The sequence below is a fragment of the Paucibacter sp. TC2R-5 genome (assembly GCF_025717605.1).
GTDB classification, from domain to species: domain Bacteria; phylum Pseudomonadota; class Gammaproteobacteria; order Burkholderiales; family Burkholderiaceae_C; genus Paucibacter_A; species Paucibacter_A albus.
In genome coordinates, this window is the sequence record NZ_JAJIRQ010000001.1 from 651,859 (window position 1) to 672,827 (window position 20,969).

Annotated in this window: 21 protein-coding genes; 7 read left to right on the forward strand and 14 right to left on the reverse strand. The window is 62.1% G+C overall.

Going from position 1 to position 20,969, the window contains the following annotated elements; genetic code table 11:
- Window positions 1-26 precede the first annotated feature (26 nt).
- Together LNV08_RS02755 and LNV08_RS02760 are read right to left on the reverse strand one after the other, a co-directional pair.
- Window positions 27-1,934, reverse strand: coding sequence for a response regulator (locus LNV08_RS02755; protein ID WP_263532110.1), 1,908 nt, complete (start codon window positions 1,932-1,934; stop codon window positions 27-29).
- A gap of 202 nt (window positions 1,935-2,136) precedes the next feature.
- The gene (locus LNV08_RS02760; RefSeq protein ID WP_263532301.1) at window positions 2,137-2,895 is read right to left on the reverse strand and encodes a pseudouridine synthase; all 759 of its coding nucleotides are present in this window, start codon (window positions 2,893-2,895) and stop codon (window positions 2,137-2,139) included.
- A 125-nt stretch (window positions 2,896-3,020) separates the two neighbouring features.
- On the opposite strand from LNV08_RS02760, the gene LNV08_RS02765 reads away from it, so the two are divergent.
- A complete protein-coding gene (locus LNV08_RS02765) occupies window positions 3,021-4,016 on the forward strand; it encodes an isoaspartyl peptidase/L-asparaginase family protein (protein ID WP_263532111.1) in 996 nt (331 codons plus the stop codon).
- Window positions 4,017-4,029: 13 nt separating this feature from the next.
- Here the strand turns inward: LNV08_RS02765 and LNV08_RS02770 are convergent, their stop codons facing one another.
- From LNV08_RS02770 to LNV08_RS02785, 4 genes are all read right to left on the reverse strand, one after another.
- On the reverse strand, window positions 4,030-5,157 hold the full coding sequence (locus tag LNV08_RS02770; RefSeq protein WP_263532112.1) for an acyl-CoA dehydrogenase family protein: 1,128 nt from the start codon (window positions 5,155-5,157) through the stop codon (window positions 4,030-4,032).
- Window positions 5,158-5,169: 12 nt separating this feature from the next.
- Window positions 5,170-6,354: an acyl-CoA dehydrogenase family protein gene (locus LNV08_RS02775; RefSeq protein WP_263532113.1), complete on the reverse strand. Its 1,185-nt coding sequence runs from the start codon at window positions 6,352-6,354 to the stop codon at window positions 5,170-5,172.
- Between the two features lie 243 nt (window positions 6,355-6,597).
- Window positions 6,598-7,260: a TIGR02281 family clan AA aspartic protease gene (locus tag LNV08_RS02780; protein ID WP_263532114.1), complete on the reverse strand. Its 663-nt coding sequence runs from the start codon at window positions 7,258-7,260 to the stop codon at window positions 6,598-6,600.
- Window positions 7,261-7,266: 6 nt separating this feature from the next.
- On the reverse strand, window positions 7,267-7,761 hold the full coding sequence (locus LNV08_RS02785) for a YajQ family cyclic di-GMP-binding protein (RefSeq protein ID WP_263532115.1): 495 nt from the start codon (window positions 7,759-7,761) through the stop codon (window positions 7,267-7,269).
- Window positions 7,762-7,885: 124 nt separating this feature from the next.
- Here LNV08_RS02785 and murB point away from each other — a divergent pair, with 124 nt between their 5' ends.
- Entirely contained in the window at window positions 7,886-8,914 is a 1,029-nt protein-coding gene (gene murB, locus LNV08_RS02790; protein WP_263532302.1) for a UDP-N-acetylmuramate dehydrogenase, read from the forward strand.
- Here the strand turns inward: murB and LNV08_RS02795 are convergent.
- The 5 genes from LNV08_RS02795 to LNV08_RS02815 form a co-directional block, all read right to left on the reverse strand.
- Window positions 8,911-11,217, reverse strand: coding sequence for an ATP-binding protein (locus LNV08_RS02795; protein WP_263532116.1), 2,307 nt, complete (start codon window positions 11,215-11,217; stop codon window positions 8,911-8,913). The two genes, murB and LNV08_RS02795, sit on opposite strands and share 4 nt — an antisense overlap.
- 18 nt (window positions 11,218-11,235) lie before the next feature.
- Window positions 11,236-11,751, reverse strand: a complete 516-nt coding sequence (locus LNV08_RS02800; RefSeq protein ID WP_276595171.1) for a hypothetical protein — start codon at window positions 11,749-11,751, stop codon at window positions 11,236-11,238.
- A 23-nt stretch (window positions 11,752-11,774) separates the two neighbouring features.
- Window positions 11,775-13,136, reverse strand: a complete 1,362-nt coding sequence (gene argG, locus LNV08_RS02805; protein ID WP_263532117.1) for an argininosuccinate synthase — start codon at window positions 13,134-13,136, stop codon at window positions 11,775-11,777.
- Window positions 13,137-13,220: 84 nt separating this feature from the next.
- On the reverse strand, window positions 13,221-14,081 hold the full coding sequence (locus LNV08_RS02810; protein ID WP_263532118.1) for a DUF924 family protein: 861 nt from the start codon (window positions 14,079-14,081) through the stop codon (window positions 13,221-13,223).
- 30 nt (window positions 14,082-14,111) lie between these two features.
- Window positions 14,112-14,672, reverse strand: a complete 561-nt coding sequence (locus tag LNV08_RS02815) for a YaeQ family protein (protein ID WP_263532119.1) — start codon at window positions 14,670-14,672, stop codon at window positions 14,112-14,114.
- A gap of 130 nt (window positions 14,673-14,802) precedes the next feature.
- Here LNV08_RS02815 and LNV08_RS02820 point away from each other — a divergent pair, with 130 nt between their 5' ends.
- The 3 genes from LNV08_RS02820 (at window position 14,803) to LNV08_RS02830 (ending at window position 18,086) form a co-directional block, all read left to right on the forward strand.
- Window positions 14,803-15,075, forward strand: coding sequence for a hypothetical protein (locus tag LNV08_RS02820; RefSeq protein WP_263532120.1), 273 nt, complete (start codon window positions 14,803-14,805; stop codon window positions 15,073-15,075).
- Window positions 15,076-15,241: 166 nt separating this feature from the next.
- Window positions 15,242-15,901: a hypothetical protein gene (locus LNV08_RS02825; RefSeq protein WP_263532121.1), complete on the forward strand. Its 660-nt coding sequence runs from the start codon at window positions 15,242-15,244 to the stop codon at window positions 15,899-15,901.
- A 118-nt stretch (window positions 15,902-16,019) separates the two neighbouring features.
- Entirely contained in the window at window positions 16,020-18,086 is a 2,067-nt protein-coding gene (locus LNV08_RS02830) for a M3 family metallopeptidase (RefSeq protein WP_263532122.1), read from the forward strand.
- Here the strand turns inward: LNV08_RS02830 and LNV08_RS02835 are convergent.
- Window positions 18,052-18,564 carry a response regulator gene (locus LNV08_RS02835; RefSeq protein WP_263532123.1) on the reverse strand — a complete coding sequence of 171 codons (513 nt, stop codon included), beginning with the start codon at window positions 18,562-18,564 and terminating at the stop codon, window positions 18,052-18,054. The two genes, LNV08_RS02830 and LNV08_RS02835, sit on opposite strands and share 35 nt — an antisense overlap.
- Window positions 18,565-18,657: 93 nt before the next feature.
- On the opposite strand from LNV08_RS02835, the gene LNV08_RS02840 reads away from it, so the two are divergent.
- Window positions 18,658-19,413: an SDR family oxidoreductase gene (locus tag LNV08_RS02840; RefSeq protein ID WP_263532124.1), complete on the forward strand. Its 756-nt coding sequence runs from the start codon at window positions 18,658-18,660 to the stop codon at window positions 19,411-19,413.
- A gap of 41 nt (window positions 19,414-19,454) precedes the next feature.
- Complete coding sequence (locus LNV08_RS02845; RefSeq protein ID WP_263532125.1) at window positions 19,455-19,727, forward strand: hypothetical protein; 273 nt, start codon at window positions 19,455-19,457, stop codon at window positions 19,725-19,727.
- A 6-nt stretch (window positions 19,728-19,733) separates the two neighbouring features.
- Here LNV08_RS02845 and rsgA read toward each other — a convergent pair whose 3' ends face one another.
- Together rsgA and LNV08_RS02855 are read right to left on the reverse strand one after the other, a co-directional pair.
- Window positions 19,734-20,642 carry a ribosome small subunit-dependent GTPase A gene (gene rsgA, locus LNV08_RS02850; protein ID WP_263532126.1) on the reverse strand — a complete coding sequence of 303 codons (909 nt, stop codon included), beginning with the start codon at window positions 20,640-20,642 and terminating at the stop codon, window positions 19,734-19,736.
- A complete protein-coding gene (locus tag LNV08_RS02855; protein WP_263532127.1) occupies window positions 20,639-20,968 on the reverse strand; it encodes a 4a-hydroxytetrahydrobiopterin dehydratase in 330 nt (109 codons plus the stop codon). The genes rsgA and LNV08_RS02855 overlap by 4 nt, the downstream gene beginning before the upstream one ends.
- Between the last annotated feature and the right edge of the window lies 1 nt (window position 20,969).

The following is a 20,969-nucleotide window of genomic DNA, read 5'->3' on the forward strand; positions in this document are numbered from 1 at the left end:
GCGCAATGGGGTCGGTTTCGGTCGATTCAGACCAGCTCCGCCACCTGAATATGCCGCTGCACGACGGCGACCAAGTCGTCCATTTCGAAGGGCTTGACCAGATAGTCGTCCATGCCGGCAGAGATGCAACGATCGCGGTCGCCGTTCACGGCACTCGCCGTCAAGGCGACGATGGGTACATGGCCGAGCGACAGCTGGCATTCATGGGCGCGCCAGCGACGTGTGGCCTCGAAGCCGTCCATCTTGGGCATTTGGCAGTCCATCAGGACGAGGTCGTAGGCGGCGGCTTCGAGTCGCTCCAAGGCTTGCAGGCCGTCTTCGGCTTGCTCGACCTGCAGGCCACAGCTCTCTAACATGGCGGTGGCGACCAGCACATTGACCATGCTGTCGTCGACCAGCAGCACGCGGCCGGACAGCTTGGGCGCGGGGTGCACGACACCGCGCGCGCTGTTCAGCGGCGGGATTTCGCTCACGCAGGCTTGCAGCGGCAGCGTGAATTCAAACAAGGAGCCTTGGCCAGGTACCGAGCTGCAACGCAAGTCGCCACCCATGGCACGCGCCAACTCGCGTGAAATCGTCAGCCCCAGGCCGGTGCCGTCTTGGCGGCGCGGCTTGCGCGCTTGGCCCAGGGCAGCCTCGGCCTGTTCGGCCTGCTCGAAGGGCGCAAATACACGCTCCATTTGGTCGGCGGCAATGCCTTCGCCGGTGTCGCGCACGGCAAAGCGCAGCAAGGTGCCTGCGCGCATGTCCAAGGTCGTGCCGACCTCGATCGAAACGCTGCCACGGTCGGTGAACTTGATCGCATTGCCGATCAAGTTGTGCAGCACCTGCTTGATGCGCGAGGCGTCACCCAATGCGAAATGGGGCAGGGTAGGGCTCAGGTGGAGCTTGAAGTCCAGGCCCTTGTCGCGCGCGGTTTCGCCCAGCAGGCGACAAACATCGTCGACCGTCTCGCGCACATTGACCGGGCCTGCGTCCACGGCGAGCTTGCCGGACTCGATGCGGGCGAGGTCCAGGATGTCATTCACCAACGCCAAGAGGTGATGGCCCGAGCGGCGCATGATGTCGACCTGCTCGCGTTGCTGCGGATCCAGGCCCGAGCGTTCCAGCAACTGCGTCATGCCCAGAATGCCGTTCAGCGGGGTGCGAATTTCGTGGCTCATATTGGCCACGAAGCGGCTTTTGCTGGTGCTGGACTGCTCGGCCGATTGCAGTGCCTCTTTGCGCTCTTGCGCCAGTCGGTCGGTGAGCAAGCGCATGCGCAGCAACTCGGTGCTGCGTTTGTCGGCGCGGCGGGATTCATTCAAACCGATGGCGATGAAGGCCATTAAGCCCAGCGCCGTGAAGGCGCCTAACTGGCTGCCCAGGCTCAGGTGATGCGCGATAAGCGGGGCCAAGGCGAGGCTGCTGAAGACGAGATTGGCGCGCCAGCGGCCTCCTAAATTGAGCAAGGCAATGCCGGCCATGGCCACCAGCGAGGCCAGAATGACGCCCTCCAGTTCAGGCGCTGCTTCGGCGTGAAAGAACCAACCGGCCAGGCCCCAGCTGAGGGAGTCCAAGGCCAGGGTGGCCGTGAAGCGGCGTCGCCACGGCGCCAGCTCGGCGGAGCTTGGAGTGCTAGGGCAACTTTGCCAATAACGCCGAAAGCGCAGGACATCCGCGCAGCGCAGGCCGCTGAGCAGCAGCCTCAGACCGAACCAAGCCAGCAAGACCGCATGCGGCAGGTAAGGCCAAAAAAGCAGCACCGGCATCAAGCTGAACGCCAGCCCCATCAAGGTGGGGGTGGTGATGCGTTCGCTCAGCGAGGCGAAGCGCTCCGACAAGACCTGTTCGGAAATGTCCGGGCGCGTCAACTCAACAGGCCTCACAGGGCTTGGCGATGGCAGGTGGGGCGCCTTGGCGCTCACCTGTCCCAGCGCAGATGCTGCAGTCATAAATCTGTTTCCCTCGACAACTCGGCTGCACTTTTGTGGCAGCTCTTTGACATTGGTATTTATACCGCCGTTCTAAGTCCGAGGTTCTACAGACACTTTGTTACAAGTTGAACCGGGTCTACCCTGAAGCCTTAGCTAGGTGTTGCACCCAGGCCGCATTTTTAGGGCAAACACCGATCGGCTATGCCGTGTCATCAACTTGTTATGTTGGCGTGATCAGGCTGGGGCTGCTGATCCACATCCACTCACCCGGCTTCAAGTCGGGCGGCAGCGTGAGGGCGCCGAACTGTGGGCGATGCAGGCTTTCAACTCGGTTGCCGACGGCTGCCACCATGCGCTTGACCTGGTGGTACTTGCCTTCGATCAGGGTCAAACGCAGGCCGTGCGTGCCAAAGGCCTCGGCCCCCTCGGCGCGCACTTGCTCGGGTTTGTAGGGCACGGTGCGCACGGGTTTACCACCTGGGGTTCCTGGTGGCTTGCTGGACTCAGGCTCGCGCAACTCCACGCCGGCGAGCAACTGTGCCACCATTTCAGGCGTTACGGGGTGCTTGCACTGCGCCTCGTAAACCTTGGGAACATGGTGCTTGGGGCTGGTCAGCTTGTGGATCAGCGCGCCGTCGTCGGTGAGCAGCAGCAGGCCGGTGGTGTCTTCGTCGAGGCGGCCAATGGGCTGCGCATCGCGTTCCCGCAAAGGCGCGGGCAGCAAATTCATCACGCTTGGGTGGTGCTTGGGTTTGCGCGAGCATTCATAGCCGCTGGGCTTGTTCAGCAGCACCAAGGCTTTGGCGTAATAGGGCCAGGTCTTGCCCGAGACCTCGAACTCCAGGCCTTCGGTTTCGAACTCTTCCCAGGGGTCGGCAATGACATGACCGCCGACGCTGACCTCGCCGTTGAACAGCAGTCCGGAGCACAGGCGGCGGCTGCCGAAGCCTTGGGAAAACAGGATTTGGGCGATATGCATCTTCATGTGGGCATTGTCCCTCAAGGCCGGGCTCGGTATTCAAGCCACTGGCGCAGGACTTGCTCTGCAAGAATGCGCCCCAGGCTGGCAAGGTCTTGCGGTCATAAAAATGAAACGGACGCGATATGAATTCGATCTCCCGCCCTCAGGGCAAGCCCGTCTTGGCGATCCACGGCGGCGCCGGCACCTTGCTGCGCAGCAAGATGACGGCGGCGATGGAGAGCGAGTATCTGGCTGCGATGGAGCGCATCTTGCTGGCCGGTCAGGCCCAGCTGGCCGCCGGTGCTGCGGCTTTGGATGTGGTTGTGGAGGCGGTGCGGCAATTGGAGGAGTGCGAGCTTTTCAATGCGGGGCGTGGCGCCGTTTACACCGCGGATGGAACGCATGAGTTGGACGCCAGCGTGATGGACGGCAGCAATTTGCAGGCCGGCGCGGTGGCGGGCCTGCGCACAACCCGCAACCCGGTGCTGGCGGCGCGTGCGGTGATGCAGCACAGCGAGCACCTGATGTTTGTGGGCAGTGCGGGCGATGCGTTTGCAGCCCGTCATCAGCTGGAGCAGGTCGAGCCGACTTGGTTTGGCACTGAGCTGCGGCGAGCGCAACTCGGTGCTGCACAGGCTTCGCTCGGCGGCGCCCGACTGGACCATGATGTGGATGCGCCGAGTTCGGGGCCGATTGATGACAGGCGCAAGCTCGGCACCGTCGGCGCGGTGGCGCTGGATGCCGCCGGCCATCTGGCTGCCGCAACCTCGACCGGCGGTATGACGAACAAACAGCCCGGGCGGGTCGGCGACTCGCCCATCATCGGCGCGGGCTGTTACGCCAATGACGCCACGGTGGCCGTGTCTTGCACCGGCACAGGCGAGGCCTTTATGCGGGCTTGTGCTGCATTTGATGTGTCGGCGCAGATGGCTTATCTGGGCCTGCCTGTGCAGCAGGCGGCCGACAATGTGGTCAAAACCAAGCTGCCGCGCCTGGGCGGCAGCGGCGGCTTGATCGCGGTGGCCGCGAACGGCGATGTCTGCTTCAGCTTCAACTCCGAAGGCATGTACCGGGGCTATGCCAAGCTAGGGGAGCAGCCGGTGCTGGCGATTTATGCCGACGATGGGCTGGCCCCCTGAAAAGACGGGCGGCTCAGGCAAACACCCCGGCCGCATCCGTCATACGAGCGCTGACCTCACTGAGTTGATGCAGGCTGTCGCCGAACTGCATCTCCATCACGGTCAGACGCTTGAAGTAGTGGCTGGAGATGTATTCGTCGGTGACGCCGATGCCGCCGTGCAATTGAGTGCATTGCTGGCCCACAAAGCGCATCGACTGCCCCAGCTGCAGCTTGGCTTGTGCCAGCGCACGCCTTCGGGCAGCGGGCTCCTCGCCCAGCTTCAGGCTGGCAAAGTAGCTCATTGAGCGGGCCAACTCCAGCTGCATCTTGACGTCGGCGATGCGGTGGCGCAGCGCCTGGAAGCTGCTGATTGAGACCCCAAATTGCTTGCGCTGGTTCATGTAGTCGGCGGTGATGGCCAGCAGCTTCTCCATCGCTCCGACGCCTTCGGCGCAAAGCGCGGCTAGCCCCAAGTCGACGGCCAACTCCAGCACGGCCAGACCCTGCTCGGGGCCGACCAGCAGGGTGGCGTCAGCCTCGATGAGGCTTAGATCACCAGAACGTGAACCGTCTTGCAGGCTGTAGCTGCGGGTGCTGACACCGGCTGCGTCGCGCTTGACCAGGTAGAGCGCAATGCCCTGGGCTTCTTTGACCTCGCCGTGTACGCGCGCCGGCACGATGAAGGCATCGGCCTCATCAACTGCCGCCACCAGGTTTTTGACACCGCTGAGCTTGCCGTCCACGGCGCGGGTGCTGACATGGCTCAAACAATAACGTGCAGCTCGCTCTTGCTGGGCCAGCACGAGCAAGGCCTCGCCGGCGGCGATTCTGGGCAGCCAAGCGGCCTGCAGGGCCGGCGATGCGGCTTGGAGCACCGCTGGCGCGATCAATGCCGCCTGCGCAAATGGCTCCATCACCAAGCCGCGCCCGAGCTCTTCCATCACCACCATGGCGTCCACAGCGCCAAGCCCGAGTCCTCCATGGGCTTCGGGCACCGCCAAGCCCATCAGCCCCAGGCTGCTCAAGCCGCTCCAGGCTGCGCGCGAGAAGCCGCCGGCCCGCACAATGGCTTGGCGCTGGGCAAAGTCGTAGTCTTTGCTGACCCAGCGGCTGACCGCGTCGCGCAGCGAGTCTTGGTCTTCGGTGAAGTCAAAATCCATTTTTCGTCCCTCTCAGCCTAAGACCGTCTGCGCGACGATATTGCGTTGCACTTCGTTCGATCCCCCATAGATGGTGGTCTTGCGCATATTGAGATAGTGGCTGGCCAGCGGCGCGCAATGCGCTGCGCCAACGTGGTCGCCTTGCCAGCCCGCCTCCATCGCTTCAAAGATGAAGGGCAGGCTGAAGGGGCCGCCCGCCAGCATCATCAGCTCGGCATAGCGCTGCTGAATCTCGCTGCCGCGGATCTTCAGCAGGCCTGCTACGTCAAGCGACTGCTTGCCACTTTTCTCGGCAGATAGCACCCGCAGCACCATCATCTCTAAGGCAATGATGTCAACTTCCAGCAGTGCGATCTGATCGCGAAAGCGCGCGTCGCCGTCCAATAAACCCTCGGCCTTGGCGATGCGTTTGAGGCGCTCCAGCTCACGCTTGGCGCGGTTCACATCGGCGATATTGGTGCGCTCATGGGCGAGCAGATACTTGGCGTAGGTCCAGCCCTTGTTCTCCTCGCCGATCAGGTTCTCGGCCGGTACCTCGACATTGTCGAAAAACACCTCGTTCACCTCATGCTCGCCGTCCAGCATGATGATGGGGCGCACGGTGATGCCTTTGGACTTCATGTCGATCAGCAAGAAGGAGATGCCTGTCTGCGGCTTGCCCATGGAGTCGGTGCGCACCAGGCAGAAGATCCAGTCGCCATATTGGCCCAGCGTGGTCCAGGTCTTTTGGCCGTTGACGAGAAAGCTGCCGCTGGCTTGGCGTTCGGCCTTGCATTTGACCGAGGCCAGATCTGACCCTGAGCCCGGTTCGCTATAGCCTTGGCTCCACCAGACATCGCCGCTGGCAATGCCGGGCAAGAAGCGCTGCTGTTGCTCGGGCGTGCCGAAAGCCATGATGACGGGTGCCACCATCACCGGGCCAAAAGGCACGATGCGGGGTGCGCCGGCCAGCGCGCATTCTTCCTCGAACAGATGTCGCTGCACCGCGTTCCAGCCGGGGCCGCCAAACTGCTTGGGCCAGGCCCAGCCCAGCCAGCCCTGCCGGCCCAAAATCTTGGCCCAGCGCTGCATATCGCTCTTGTCCAAGCGCTGCGCCTGATGCACTTTTGCGCTGATGTCCGCCGGCAAGTGTTCGGCCACCCATTGCCGAATGTCTGCGCGGAAGGCCATTTCTTCCGCCGTGAAGTTCAAGTCCATGCTGTTTTGCCCGCCTTGTTCTGAACATTCCTAAACCGACCGGGTTTTAGCACGAACGTGCTATTTCTTTTTGTCTCGGCTGCGACAAGTTGCTGCAGGGGCGGCGCGGATGTATGTCCGCGAGGATGCCTGGCGCGCCAGGCCCGTCCCGCTGGTGCTCTGTGAGCTTTGCGCCAACCGCTTCACGGCCAAGGTCTGCTGGCGACCCTGAAGGCGCATAGACGAGTCCTGCCCGAACCAGTTTCAGTAGCGCAAATCCAGCGTCAGCACATCGTTGTGTCTGAGCATTTGAAAGCGGGTCAAAAAGCTATTACCCAGCAAGACATGGCTCATGTGGCCCGGAATGACGATGGCTTCGACGTTACGCACTTCGACATCGCCGATGCGCACGCTGCCCAGCTGCATCATGTGCGCCGGCACCACGCCATTGGCGGTCTGCGTCATGATGCGCCGCCCGGCCGAATAGTTCAGGCCGATGCGCTCGGCCTCGGCCTGGCTGATCGAAATGGCGGTGGCACCGGTATCCACCAAGAACTGCGTGCTTTGGCCGTTGATGCTGCCGATGCTGGTGAAGTGCCCGCCGGAGCCGGCGCTCAGAACAATTTTTCGACCCGCGTTGGCGGCGGGGCCGGCGTCACCGATGCGCCCCGGCGTCGCTCCCATCAGCAGCGACTGGCGGCGCCCGCCGACCTCGACCTCGGCCCGGCTTTCATCCACTGAGACCAGACGCACGCCGCGCACCGTGCTGCCCACCGTCACAGTGCGGGCTTCGCCGTCGATCAAGAGCAGCGCAGCCTTGTTGCCTAAACTGCCATTGAAGCTGACCGTGCCGGCTGTTTGGCCATGGGCTGACGCGGCCATCAAGCCGCAGGCGCAGGCCAAGCTCAACAAAGCGGCCAGCTTCATCGGCTTTCAGTCCCGGAAGTTGTCGTAGCTCAGCGGCACGTCCGCGAATTCTTTTTTCAGCAAGGCGATGCCGACTTGCAGGTCATCGCGGTTTTTGCCGGTGATGCGCACGGTGTCGCCCTGGATCGAGGCTTGCACCTTGAGTTTGGCGTCTTTGACCGCCGCAACGATCTTCTTGGCCAGCACGGACTCGATGCCGTTTTTGATCTTGTAGACCCGGCGTACTTTGTCGCCGCCGAGCTTTTCGATCTTTTCCTGCTTGTCCAGGAAGCTGATGACCACGCCTTGCTTGATCAGCTTGGCGTAGAACACGGCTTCGATCTGTTCGAGTTGGAAATCACTGTCGCCGGTGGCGTGGATTTCCTTTTCTTTTTCCTTCAAGACGACTTCGGCGCTGGTGCCCTTGAAGTCGAAGCGAGTGGCGATCTCTTTGGCACTGGTGTCAACGCCATTCTTGATCTTGGCCATATCGGGTTCGAGGTTGGTGTCAAAACTTGGCATGTTTATTTACGCTTGAGTGGTTGATGGGCCAAGGATAGCCCGATTGATCTGGGAAAATTCTGCCATGCAGGATCAAGCTGTAAATCCCCCGAATGAGTCCCAACTCGAAACGGCGCGCCATGCCTTGCCTGTCGAGTTGGCCGTCAATCTGAAGCCCTACAACAGCTTCGGCCTGCCCGCGACCGCGCAGCGCTTGGTGCGCATTCGCTCGGTGGCCGACGTGCGCCGAGTCGTAGATCATCCGCTGCTGGGCCGCGCACCCAAGTTTGTCTTGGGCGGCGGCAGCAATATTGTGTTGACCCAAGACGTCGAAGCGGTGGTGCTGAAGATGGAAATACCTGGCATTCGCCTGCTGGAAGAAAGGCCGGACGCCTGGATTATCGAGGCAGGCGCGGGTGTCTCCTGGCATCAACTGGTTCAGTGGACGATTGAGGAGGGTTATCCGGGCCTGGAGAATCTGGCCCTGATCCCCGGTACGGTGGGTGCAGCGCCGGTGCAAAACATTGGCGCTTATGGCCTTGAGATCAAGGACAGGCTGGATAGCGTGGCCGTGGTGGACTTGGTCACCGGGCGCAGCGTGCTGCTGCCGGCTTCGGTTTGCAAGTTTGGCTACCGGGACAGCGTCTTCAAGCAAAGCGGGTTTGGCGGGCTGGCCGGCAAGAGCGTCATCACCCATGTGAGGCTGCGCTGCCCCAAGCCCTGGCAGCCGGTGCTGGGTTATCTGGAGTTGGAGCGCAAGATGGCCGAGACCGGGACGCCGCAACCGACGGCCCGCCAAATATTTGACTGGATCTGCGAAATCCGTCGCGCCAAGCTGCCCGACCCGGCCGTGATCGGCAATGCCGGCAGCTTTTTCAAAAACCCGCTGGTCAGCGCCGAGCAATGCCGCGACATCATTGGCCGCGACCCGCACATCGTTCATTACCCCATGCCCGACGGCAGCGTCAAACTGGCCGCCGGCTGGATGATCGATGCTTGCGGCTGGAAGGGCAAGGCCGTGGGTGGCGCGGCGGTCTATGAGCGTCAGGCGCTGGTCTTGATCAACCGGGGCGAAGCGCGCGGCGCGGAAGTTGTCACTTTGGCGCGCGCGATTCAAGAGAGCGTCTATGGGCGCTTTGGCATACGCCTGGAAACCGAGCCGCTCTTGCTTTAGGGTCGGGTCAGCAGGCCTTGTTCGGCACAAAGCACTTCACTGCGCAGCAGCGCTTGCAAGAGCGTTTGCGTGAGGGCCAGCAAGTCGGCCCAAGCTTGCTCGGTACTCAGCCCTTGGTCCGCTGTTTGTTTGGCCCGTATTTCCAAGGCCAAGGCCGGTTCCTGAACCAGGATCAGGCCGAGGTTGGCGGCCGCACCCTTGACGGCGTGAGCGGCCGCCTGCAAGGCGTCGCGGTCGCACTGATCACAGGCTTGCTTGAGCGCCTGGCGGGTCTGGGCCAGACTGGCGATATAGGTCGCGTAGAGTTTGCCAACTACGGTCTCGGGCAGGTTTTCGCGCAAGGCTTGCAAAGCGGCCGGTTCGAACTCAAGGCTTGAGCACAGGGCCGTCGCCGGGGCTGCTGTGGTTGCCGTGCTTGTAGCGGCCAGCCCGATTTGGCCACCCAAAAGCCGGACCAGCACCTCGAAGCTGACCGGCTTTGCCACAAAGTCGTCCATGCCGCAACTCAGCGCGCGAGCACGCGACTCCTCGAAGGCATCGGCAGACAAGGCAATGATTTTGATGCCCGCTTTGGGGCCGGGCAGCGCGCGTATCGCTTGGCTGGCCTGGTAGCCGTCCATCAGCGGCGTATGCAAATCCATCAGCACCAGATCGAAGCCTTCTCCTTCTTCTTGCTGCAAGCGTTGCAGGGTTTCCAGCCCGTTATCGCAGAACACGGCGTGGTGCCCGAGGCGCTCCAGCACCGCCTTCAGATAGGCTTGATTGGTTGGGTGGTCTTCCGACACCAGGATGCGCAAGCTCTTGCCGCTCAGCGCTTGGGGCGAGGCGGCGGCGGGCAGGTCAGGTGCCGGGCATTCGTCCAGTGGCAAGGACAAAACAAAGGTCGAACCATGCCCCAGTCGACTCTGCGCAGTGATGTCGCCGCCCATGGCACGCGCCAGATTGCGCGAAATTTCCAAGCCCAGACCGCTGCCGCCATAGCGCCTTGAGCTTGAATCATCGCCCTGGCTGAAACGTTGAAACAGCTTGTTCATCGTGGCCGCATCCATGCCTATGCCGGTGTCGCGGATCTGAAACTGCCACTGCGCCGGGCTGCTTGCCCCGTCCTGGCGCAACAGGTGCAGCACGACCTGACCGCTGGGTGTGAACTTGATCGCGTTGCCGATCAAATTGAGCAAGATCTGGCGCAAGCGCGTGGGGTCGGTGCTGACCCAGTCGGGCAGACCCGGCTCGGCCTTGACGGCCAATGTCAGCCCGCCGGCGCTGGCCTGCGAGCGGCTCAACTGCTCCACTTCGCCCAGCAGGCTGCGCAAATTCACCGCTTGCCGCGTGATGCTGATGCCACCGGCCTCCATCTTGGAGATGTCCAGGATGTCGTTCAGCACCACCAGCAAATGATGGCTGGAGTCGTCCGCTGCTTTCAGCTGCGCTTGTTGCACGGGATTCAAGGGCGCGGCCTTGAGCAGATCAAGCATGCCCAGCAAACCGTGCATAGGCGTGCGCAACTCATGGCTCATATTGGCGAGAAACAGGCTCTTGGCCCGGCTGCCGGCTTCCGCCGCATGTTGTGCTTGGAGCAGCTTGGCGGCCTGATCTTTTTGCTCGCGCGCATGGCGCAGCAGGCTTGTGAACTGATGCACGACCAAGCCCGCCAAACCCAGCGTCAATGCGCATTGCAGCAGCGTCAGCCACAGGCTCAGCCGCGCTTGGTGGCGCACCATATCGCTGCGCTCGGTGGCATCCAGCGAAACCTGATGCGAGGCGGTCAGTGACAGTCCGTGTATGCCTTCGGCCAGACCCTTCATCTGGGCTAAAACAGCCTCGCCAATTTCGGGGTTCTTGAGGAGATGCTCGGCCGACAAGGGCAGCTTGTCCGCCCATTGCACAAAGTTGCGGATATTCGCCAGGGTCAGGGCGTAGTCCGGCTCGCGCTGCAGCAAACGGGTGGTGTGCTCGTCCTCCACCAGCACGAGACGGCTGACGAAAATTTCATAGCGGCGCTCCACCAACTCAGCCGCCGTCGCGATCTCTGCCGATTGCCGCTCAAATTGCGCGCTCCGAGCTTGGTCCAGCGCTTGGTGCAGCTTGAGGTAGTCGACTTCAAACTGGAACAAGCTCCAGACCACATAGTCGTCCTGGTAGCGCTGCGCCGAACTGATCAAGCTGAATTGCCGCGTTTGCAGCCAAGCTACCGCGCCAAAGGTGAGCACCAGCAAGCAGCACATGCCGGCCAGATATATGCGCAAGCGGCGCCTCTGGCTGCTGCTGGCTCCTGTGGATGCGGTGGTGCTGGCTGTGCTCATGCTTTGCTCGGGGCCGGCTTATTTGACCCGCAATGCCTTTAGCTGCCAGGCCGCGCGGCTGTAATACACGCTGTTGCGTAGGCTTTCGTCGCTGTCAAAGGGATAGATGATGAAGAGCGGGCCTTTGTCGCGCAGCGACATTGGCTTGTCGTCCAGCAGGCGCGCCACGATCAAATTGCGCTGCTGCGCGTCCTCGATCGGGATGTTGACCTTGTAGTCATTGATGGCGATCGCCTCTATCTCCTTGCCCTGTGCTGCGGCTGCGCCCAGCACATCCCGAAGCAAAGGCCCGGTGAATTTGCGGGCAGACGGGTACCAGGGCGTGCGGGTTGTGAAGCTGTGCTGGGGCAGGGCCGCCAACATTGCCATGTCAAACTGCGCTTCGCGCGGCACACCCGCGCCGCTGATGGTCAGCACAACGCTGCCGCTGGGTCGCACCTGGGACCAAGCCGACCCCGTAGCAAACAGCGCAAACACGGCAAACACCGCAAGCAAGGCGAACCGGGCCAGCGCCCCGCCAAGCTGACGGGGCAAGCCATGGTGCACGCGCTGCCGGATCAAGGTTTGCTGGCCGGCTTGTCCTCAGGCTTGCCCTGCAGCTGCGGCAAGCTATTGGCCGTGGCCGGGGAGAGCAGGCCGACCTTGGCATAGGTCATCAGCTTTTCGCGCGTGTCGACAATGTCGAGATTGCGCATGGTCAGCTGGCCGATCCGGTCCAGCGGCGAGAACGGTGCGTCCTCGACCTTCTCCATGCTCAGGCGCTCGGGCTTGTAGGTCAGGTTGGCGCTACGGGTGTCGAGCAGCGAGTAATCATTGCCCCGGCGCAGCTCGATGCTGACCTCGCCGGTGATGGCGCGCGCCACCCAGCGTTGTGCGCTCTCGCGCAACATGATGGCTTGCGGGTCGAACCAGCGGCCCTGGTACAGCAAGCGGCCGAGCTTCATGCCGTTCATGCGGTACTGCTCGATCGTGTCCTCGTTGTGGATGCCGGTCAGCAGGCGCTCGTAGGCGATGTGCAGCAGGGCCAGGCCGGGAGCTTCATAGATGCCGCGGCTCTTGGCCTCGATGATGCGGTTCTCGATCTGGTCGCTCATGCCCAGGCCATGGCGGCCGCCGATGCGGTTGGCTTCCAGCAGCAGCTCGACCGGGTCATTGAACTCGACGCCGTTCAGCGCGACCGGCTGGCCTTCTTCAAAGCGCACCGTCACCTGCTCGGCTTTGACGACCACATCGTCGCGCCAAAAGGCCACGCCCATGATGGGGTTGACGATCTTGATGCCGCTGCTCAAGAACTCCAGGTCCTTGGCCTCGTGCGTCGCGCCCAACATATTCGAGTCGGTCGAGTAGGCTTTTTCGGCCGACATCTTGTAGCCGAAGCCGGCCGCCGTCATGAAGGCCGACATCTCGGCGCGGCCGCCCAACTCGTCGATGAACTGCTGATCCAGCCATGGCTTGTAGATCTTCAGCGCCGGGTTGGTCAGCAGACCGTAGCGGTAGAAGCGCTCGATGTCATTGCCCTTGAACGTGCTGCCGTCGCCCCAGATATTGACGTCGTCAGCCTGCATCGCGGCCACCAGCATGGTGCCCGTAACGGCGCGCCCCAGCGGGGTGGTGTTGAAGTAGGTGATGCCGGCGGTGCTGATGTGGAAGGCGCCGCTTTGCAGGGCGGCAATGCCTTCGTGGGCGAGCTGCGCACGGCAGTCCACCAGCACAGCCTTCTCGGCGCCGTACTGCATCGCTTTGCGCGGAATCTCCTCGTAATCGGGCTCGTCCGGCTGGCCCAGATTGGCGGTGTAAGCATAGGGGATCGCGCCCTTGTTGCGCATCCAGTGCAGGGCAGCGCTGGTGTCCAGGCCGCCGGAGAAAGCAATACCGACCTTTTGGCCGACGGGAATGTTCTGAAGAATGGTGGAGGACATGGGCTGAAGTTTGGAGCTAGCGATGAGGGAGGCGCTGAATAGTTTGGCGCAACGGGCCTATTTTCTGTCAATTTTCAAATGCATCTAGAAGCCCGCACCAGGCTGAGCAAGATAGGTGAGCTCGGCCGCGCTGGAGGCGCGCCCTAACAAGGCATTTCGGTGGGGGTAGCGGCCAAAGAGGGTAATCACCTCGCGGTGTTTGTGCGCGTAGTCCAGCGCGCCGCTCAAGCGTGCGTCTTGCTGCGCCAAGGCGCTGAACTCGGCCACCGAGCGGTCTTGCATGGGCATGCTCTCGGCATGTTCCAGCGGCATCAGGGCGAACCAGCGCTGCAAGGGCTCCAGTTCCCGCAATAAGTCGCCGTCCAGCAAAGCCAGCGTGTCTTGCAAGGCCAAGTCGTCGCCGGCAAAGGATTGGGCCGTGCCCCGGAAGACATTGCGGGTGAACTGATCCAGCAGCAGGATGCGAGCGAGGCGACTCAAAGGCGTTTCGCTCCAGGCAGGCAGTCGTCCGGCCAAGGCGTCATCGATCAAGCCGCCAAAGCGCTGTTTGATGTCGGCGTCGGTGGTCTCGCTTTTTTGAAACCAGAGCGGCCGGATCTGCCCTTCATCGGCGCTGCCCAGGGGTCCGAACCAATAGTTCAGGACCTGCTGCGCTTGCGCTGCCAGCGTCAACCGCTGCCAGCGCGGATACCGCTTCAGATGCGTAGCCACATAGCTGCAGGCTGGCACCAGTTGCAGACCCAAAGGCGCCGCCCATCCCAGCGCATGCTCGACCAAAATCCCCGCCAGCCCGCGCCCGCGCAGCGCTGGCGCGCATCCGGTGTGGGTGATGATCAGTTGTTGACCTCGCTGTTCGTAGTCCAGCTCCAAGCCATGGCCGTCGACCAGGGCGCTGAAGCGTTGTTGGACCGGGTCATGCTGAATATCAAGTGGTCTTGTGTTCATGGTGGCTGCCCTGAGGTCGTGTGGCCGGAGCTACTCGCTCGCGAGTTTCAGGGCGATCGGCGTGATTTCCAAGGAATCGGCCGAGCTGGAGACATAGATGCCGCCGTCTTGCACCGTCACCTGCAGCTGCATGCTGCGCTGTGCGAACTTGGCCAAGGCCAAGGACTGCTCGGACGGAATTTGCCAGACCGACAAGCGCGGCGCCCGAGTCAGCTTGGCCTCGATGCCGGCCCACCAGATGGCGGTACTGTAAGAGTAGCCGTAGACGCTGACGTGTTCGGCGCGGCCATGGGCCTTGAGCAGGCGGCGGTCATCGGGCTGACCCAGTTCGATCCAGTGCAAGATATGGCCGGTCAAGTCGCGCTGCCACAGCTCGGGCTCGTCGACATCGGTCAGACCCTTGCTGAGCTCAAGCTTGCCGCCCATTTCATCCGCCGGCACATTGAGCGCAAAGGCCAGGATGCGAATCATCATGCGCTCGTCGGTTTCCGACGGTTGGCGGGCGATGGTCAGGTTGTGTTCCCCGTAGACATGGCGGTCCATGTCGGCAATTTGCAATTGGGCTTTGTGGATGGTGGCTTTGAGTGCCATATTGGACGGTGCTCGGATACGGTGCGGTCTGCACAAGCTGGCAATTATCGGCCAGCCAAGGCGCTGGGCCCGGCCGAGCCGGTGCATGGGAGACAATCGAGCCCTTCCACAAACAGCGGCTGACCAAAAAATGAATATGAAAAAGACCGATCTCGACCGCCTCGCCGGAATCAAGCTGGATTCTCAAATGCGGGGTGCGCCGGTGTCGGGGCGTTTCGGTCAAGGCGCGGCGCAGCTGCCCGATCGCAAAGAACAGCGTCGCCTGGATAGTGCTGCGGGCTTGGTGCCTTTCGCTTGCAAGCTGCCGTCCGAGCTGACGCAAACCCTGCGCGAGCGCGCGGCAAGCCATGCCGGCGGCATCAACGGCCTGGTGGCCGAGCTGCTGCTCAAGGGCTTGGCCTGATTTTTTACAAGCCTATGCCATGTGGTGAATTGGCTCATGGCATGATGCGAACGCGGCGCCCGGCATGGGCGCTTTTCCTCATGTGCGTGCCGGTCTGCTGAGCGGCGCCATGGTTTTTTTGTCAGTGCCACCTTCGGTGGCGCATTCGAAAGAAAAAGTTTTTGCCATGAAACGACTCCTTGTCTCCTTGCTCGCGGCAGCGCTGTTGCCCGCCTTCGCTCAGACCACCGGTACCGCGAAAGTTGACCCGAAGAACAACAAGGTCAGCAATCCCGTGGTTGAAAAGCCCAAGGCCAAGCTGATGACGCGCGACGAGTTGCGCGCCTGCATGGACCAGGCCGACTTCAACAACAACGAAGCCATTGCGATCAAGGCCGATCAAACGACCTATAACGACACCGCTGCCGCTTTGAAAGCCGAAAAGGCCGAGTTGCAAAAGGGCGAGGAAGCCGGTGCCGCCGGCACGGCTGCTTTGAAGAAAGAGCGCGACGGCATCCTGCAGATGTTCGAGGAAATCAAGGCCGCAGCTCCCAAGCTTGAGAAGGCCGAACTCGAAGCGCGCAACAAGGACTATCAAGCCCGCGCGGCAGCGTTCGACGCCAGCGTAACAACGCTGAATGAAGGCATCAAGGCCAATTTGGAAAAGCGCAAGGCCTTCGCCGACAAGGTTGACGCCTTCAACGCCAGCTTCAAAGCACTTGAGGCGCGCCAAGAAGCGCACTTCGACAAGAGCGATGCTTGGAAGACCGATTGCAGCAAGAAGGCTTATGACGAAGCCGACGAGAAAGCGATCAAGAAAGAGCGCGCTGCCGCTGCCCCCAAGTAAACCGAGTAGAGCAGGGAGACCCTCTGCTTGATCTGGATTGCCCCCATGCGGCGCCAGGCCTTGACCAGGCCGGCGCCGTTTTTGTTTGTGCCGGGCTACACCCCCGGCTCGGAGATCAATGATGACGTCGCCAAATTCCAACCCGCTTTTGCAAGACTGGCACACGCCTTACGGCCTGCCCCCGTTTGGCGTCATCGAGGCCGCGCAGTTCGCACCGGCTTTCGAGGCCGCTTTGCTGCAACATCGCGCCGAGTTGGAGGCGATTGCCACGCAGGCCGAGTCTCCCACCTTCGCCAATACCCTGGCCCGCTTTGACGCCAGCGGCCGCTTGCTGGGCCGGCTTGAGACGGTTTTCTATGCCTTGGCCGCTTCGGCTACTTCGCCTGAGCTACAGGCGGTGCAGCGCACGCTGGCCGCGCCGCTGGCAGCGCATAGCAACGCCGTCTATATGCATCAGGCCTTGTTCAAACGCCTTGATGCGCTGTATCAAGAGCGCCAAGCGCTGGGTCTGACAGCGCAAGAACTGCGTTTGCTGGAGCGCGTACATCTGGACTTTGTGCGTGCGGGCGCCAAGCTGATCGGAGCGGCGCAGGCGCGCTACGCCCAAGTGATGGAGCGGCTGGCCGAGCTCAACACCCAGTTCGGGCAAAACGTGTTGGCCGACGAGAGCAATTACCGCCTGGTCTTGAGCGGCGAGGCCGACTTGGCCGGCCTGCCTGACTTTGTGCGTGCCAGTGCGGCGCAAGCCGCGACCGAGCGGGGGCTGCCGGGTCAGCATGTGATCACGCTGTCGCGCTCGCACATCGTGCCTTTCCTGACCTTCAGTGAACGCCGTGACCTGCGTGAGCAGGCTTGGCGTGCCTGGACCAGCCGCGGGGAAACAGCAGGGCCAACCGACAACCGAGCCATCGCCCAAGAAATCCTCAGCTTACGTAACGAGCAAGCCCGGCTGCATGGCCATGCTTGCTTTGCCGATTACGCCCTGGCCGACACCATGGCCGGCACGCGCGCGGCCGTCACCGGTCTGCTGTCCAAGGTCTGGGAGCCGGCCTTGGCTGCCGCCGAGGGCGAGCGCCAAGCCTTGCAAGCGATGATGGCGAGCTTGGGTCACGATTTTGCGCTTGAGGCTTGGGACTGGCGTTTCTATTCGGAAAAGGTGCGCGTCGCCCGCTACGACCTGCAAGAGTCTGAGGTCAAACCTTACTTTCAACTCGACGCCATGGTCGCCGCCGCTTTCGATTGCGCGCAGCGCCTGTTTGGTCTGAGCTTTGTAGCCAAACCAGAAGTAGCCGGCTATCACCCGGACGTCAAAGTCTACGAGGTGCAGAACAGCGATGGTTCTGTTCGTGGCCTGTTCTTGCAAGACAACTTTGCACGCACGACCAAACGTAGCGGTGCATGGATGAATGCGCTGCGCTGGCAGGCCAACAATGGCCGGGTCGGCATTGATCGCCTGCCCATCATCCAAAACAACAACAATTTCGCCAAAGGGGCGCCGGGCGAGCCGACGCTGCTGAGTTTTGACGACGCGCGCACGCTCTTCCATGAATTCGGCCACGGCCTGCACGGCCTGCTGTCCGATGTCGAGTTTGAGCGCCTGTCGGGCACTCAGGTGCTGCGCGATTTTGTAGAGTTGCCCTCGCAGATCTTCGAGCATTGGATGAGCGAGCCCGAGGTGTTGAAGAAGCATGCGCGCCATTGCCAGACCGGCGAGTTGATCCCCGATGCGCTGCTGGCCAAGCTCAAAGCAGCCGAGCTGTTCAACCAAGGCTATGAGACGGTGCGCTACACGGCCAGCGCCTTGGTCGATCTGGCCATCCATTCGCTGAGCGACGAGGTCGCACCCGATGTGGTGGAGTTCGAGGCCAAGACCATGGCGGCCTACGGTCTGCCGGCTGCCATCGGCATGAACCACCGCTTGACGCATTTCCAGCATTTGTTCTCCGGCTCCAGCTATGCCTCGGGCTACTACGTTTACATGTGGGCCGAGGTACTGGATTGCGACGCTTTCGATGCCTTTGTCGAAGCCGGCAGCGCCTTCGATGCCCAGGTCGCGGCGCGTCTGCGCGAATGCATTTTGCAGGCGGGCAATAGTGTCGAGCCAGCTGCAGCGTTCCGGGCTTTCCGTGGGCGGGATGCAGCAGTGGAGCCTATGTTGAAGAGCCGGGGTTTGCTGCCGGCTTGATGGTCTTTTCGTTCAGGGCTGGGCGGAAAAAAAACTCGTCCAAGCCCTGCAAGAAGGCTTTGAAATCTATTGGCTTGGTCCAATAGGCTAGGAAACCAGCCTCTTGGGCGCGGCGTGTGTCCTCAAGCATCGCGTTGGCCGACAAGGCGATGCAGGGGATGGTAGCCGTGACCGGATCGGCGCGCAGCCGCTCAAACACCTGGTAACCATCAAAGTCGGGCAGTTGCATGTCGAGCAAGATCAAGTCCGGCAGCATGCTGCGGGCGCGGGCGAGTCCGCGCGCGCCGTCCACTTCGCAGATGAGGCTGAGCTGTGGTCGGGTCGCCAACAGCTCCTCCACCACCAAGACATTGACCGGGTTGTCCTCGATATAGAGCAGGCGCCCGCTACCAGGAGCAAAGGACTTGGGCGCGTTCTCTGGGACGTTGGCGGAACTCTCTGCACGAGCGAACGTTGCGTTAGGTGTTGGGCTGGGCATGCCCCGAGTCTAGTGGGACTTGCGCAGAAGGATCTTGATTTTTTAGCCAGGAGCCCCAAATAGCTGGTCACAAACAATATGGATGCCGAAGCGATGTTGCAGACCCCCAAATTTGCCCTGGTGACCGGCGCCGGCTCCGGTATTGGCCGCGCTTGCGCGCTGGCCTTGATTGAGGCCGGCTATTGCGTGGCGCTGGTTGGCCGGCGCCTGTCGTCCTTGCAGCAAACCGCTGCCGCCGCCAGCGCGCCCGAGCGGGCTTTTGCCTGGGTAGCCGATGTGACGCAGCCCGAGGCCGTGGCGGCGCTGTTCGAGCGCGTGCGAGCCGAGTTCGGGCGGCTCGACCTTTTGTTCAATAACGCCGGCATCGGCGCGCCGGCTGTGGCCATCGACGAGTTGACATTCGCGCAATGGCAGGCGGTGATTGACACCAATCTGAGCGCAAGTTTCTTGTGCGCGCAGGCCGCCTTCAAGCTGATGAAGAGCCAGACGCCTCGCGGCGGGCGCATCATCAATAACGGCTCGGTCTCCGCTCATGCGCCGCGCCCCAACTCTGCCCCTTACACGGCCAGCAAACATGCGATCACCGGACTGACCAAGGCGCTGTCCCTGGACGGCCGTGCCTTTGATATTGCTTGCGGGCAGTTAGACATCGGTAATGCCTTGACCGAGATGGCCATGCCGATGACGGTGGGTGTTCCTCAGGCCAATGGCACGGTGGCGGCGGAGGCGACAATGGACGTCGATCACGCGGCGAGCGCTTTGCTTTATATGGCCGGCTTGCCGCTGTCGGCCAATGTTCAGTTCATGACGGTGATGGCGACGACAATGCCGTTTATCGGTCGCGGCTGAAAGCTGTTTTAGCTGGACCAGAAAGAAAGAGTCGTATTTTGTTGTCTGCCTTGTTTACCTTTATCACCCGCGTGATCTTTGCGCTGGTGACCGTCGTGCTGGTGCTTTGCCTGATGGGCGTGGCCATCGTCACGATGATTGGCTTGGTCATCTGGAGCTTGCTGCGCGGACGCAAGCCGGTTTTGGATACTTCGCGCTTCACGCGCGCGCGCAGCTTTCGTGCCGGGCCGCGAGGTGCTGCGGCCAAGCCAATGGGCGAGGTGATCGATGTCGAGGTGCGCGAGGTGCCTGATAAGCTACCGCCGCAGCCCTGAGCCGGGCTACCAGCGTTTGGTGGTTAACTCGGCCAGAATCTCGCCATAAATCCGGTAGCGCGATGCGCTGATCAGTCCGGCCTCGACCGCGTCGCGCACGCCGCAGCCCGGTTCATGCTGGTGGGTGCAGTTGTAAAAGCGGCAGTTGCCGGCATGTTTGCGCAGATCGGGCATCAAGAGTGGCAACTGCATAGGCTCGACCTGCTTGACGCCGAATTCCTGAAATCCCGGTGAGTCAATCAAGGCGGTTTGGCGCTCGGCGTCGACCCAGTACCACTGCGTCGTCGTCGTGGTGTGGCGGCCCGAATTCAGCGCCACCGAGATCTCGCCGACCTGCGCCTTGGCGTCCGGTATCAGCAGATTGATCAGCGTGCTTTTGCCGGTGCCGCTGGGCCCCATCACAAAAGTTTTCTTGCCGGCCAGCCAGGGCGTTAGCAGGGCGGCGGAGCCCTCGCGGTCGGCCGTCAGTGCCAACTCCATCATCGGCAGCTCCATTGCTCGATACGGGGCCAGCCGTTCACGTGCTGCAGCGGTGCCCGGTAAATCGATCTTGTTGAGCGCAATGGTGGTCGAGATACCGGCGGCCTCGGCCGCGATCAGCGCACGGCATAACTGCGTTTCGCTGAAGACAGGCTCCACGCCGACCAAAATCAAGAGCTGATCGACATTGGCGGCAAAACTCTTGGTCTTCCATTCGTCTTGGCGAAACAGCAGATTGCGGCGCGGCTCGACCGCCTCGACTACGCCTTCGTCGCTGCCGGAAGGAGCCCAGCGCACCAGATCGCCGACCACGCAGTCGCTCTTTTTGCCGCGCGGGTGGCAGACCCGGCGCAGGCCGTCCTGGCTTTCGACAATGTAGTGGCGGCCGTGGCCGCGCACCACCAGGCCGATGTCAAGGTGGTCGAAGCGGCTCACGCCGTGCCTTCCGGCAGGGCCGAAATCTGCGCGGCGCAGATGAAGTCGTTGCTGGTCAAGCCCTTGGCCGAATGGGTGCTGAGGCTCAAGACGCAGGCGTCGAATGAGACCTGCATCTCGGGGTGATGGTCCTGGCCATGGGCGATCTCGGCTACCGCGTTGACGAAGGCCATGGTTTGATAGAAGTTGTGGAACTCGAAGCGGCACTCGATCGCCGTGCCGTCCGCTGCCAACTTCCAGCCCGGCACTTGCTGCAGCCAGCCTGGCAGTTCAGTGGAGGCAAGCGCTTCGCGCTGAGGGGAACATTCGGCGATCAGTAGATTCATG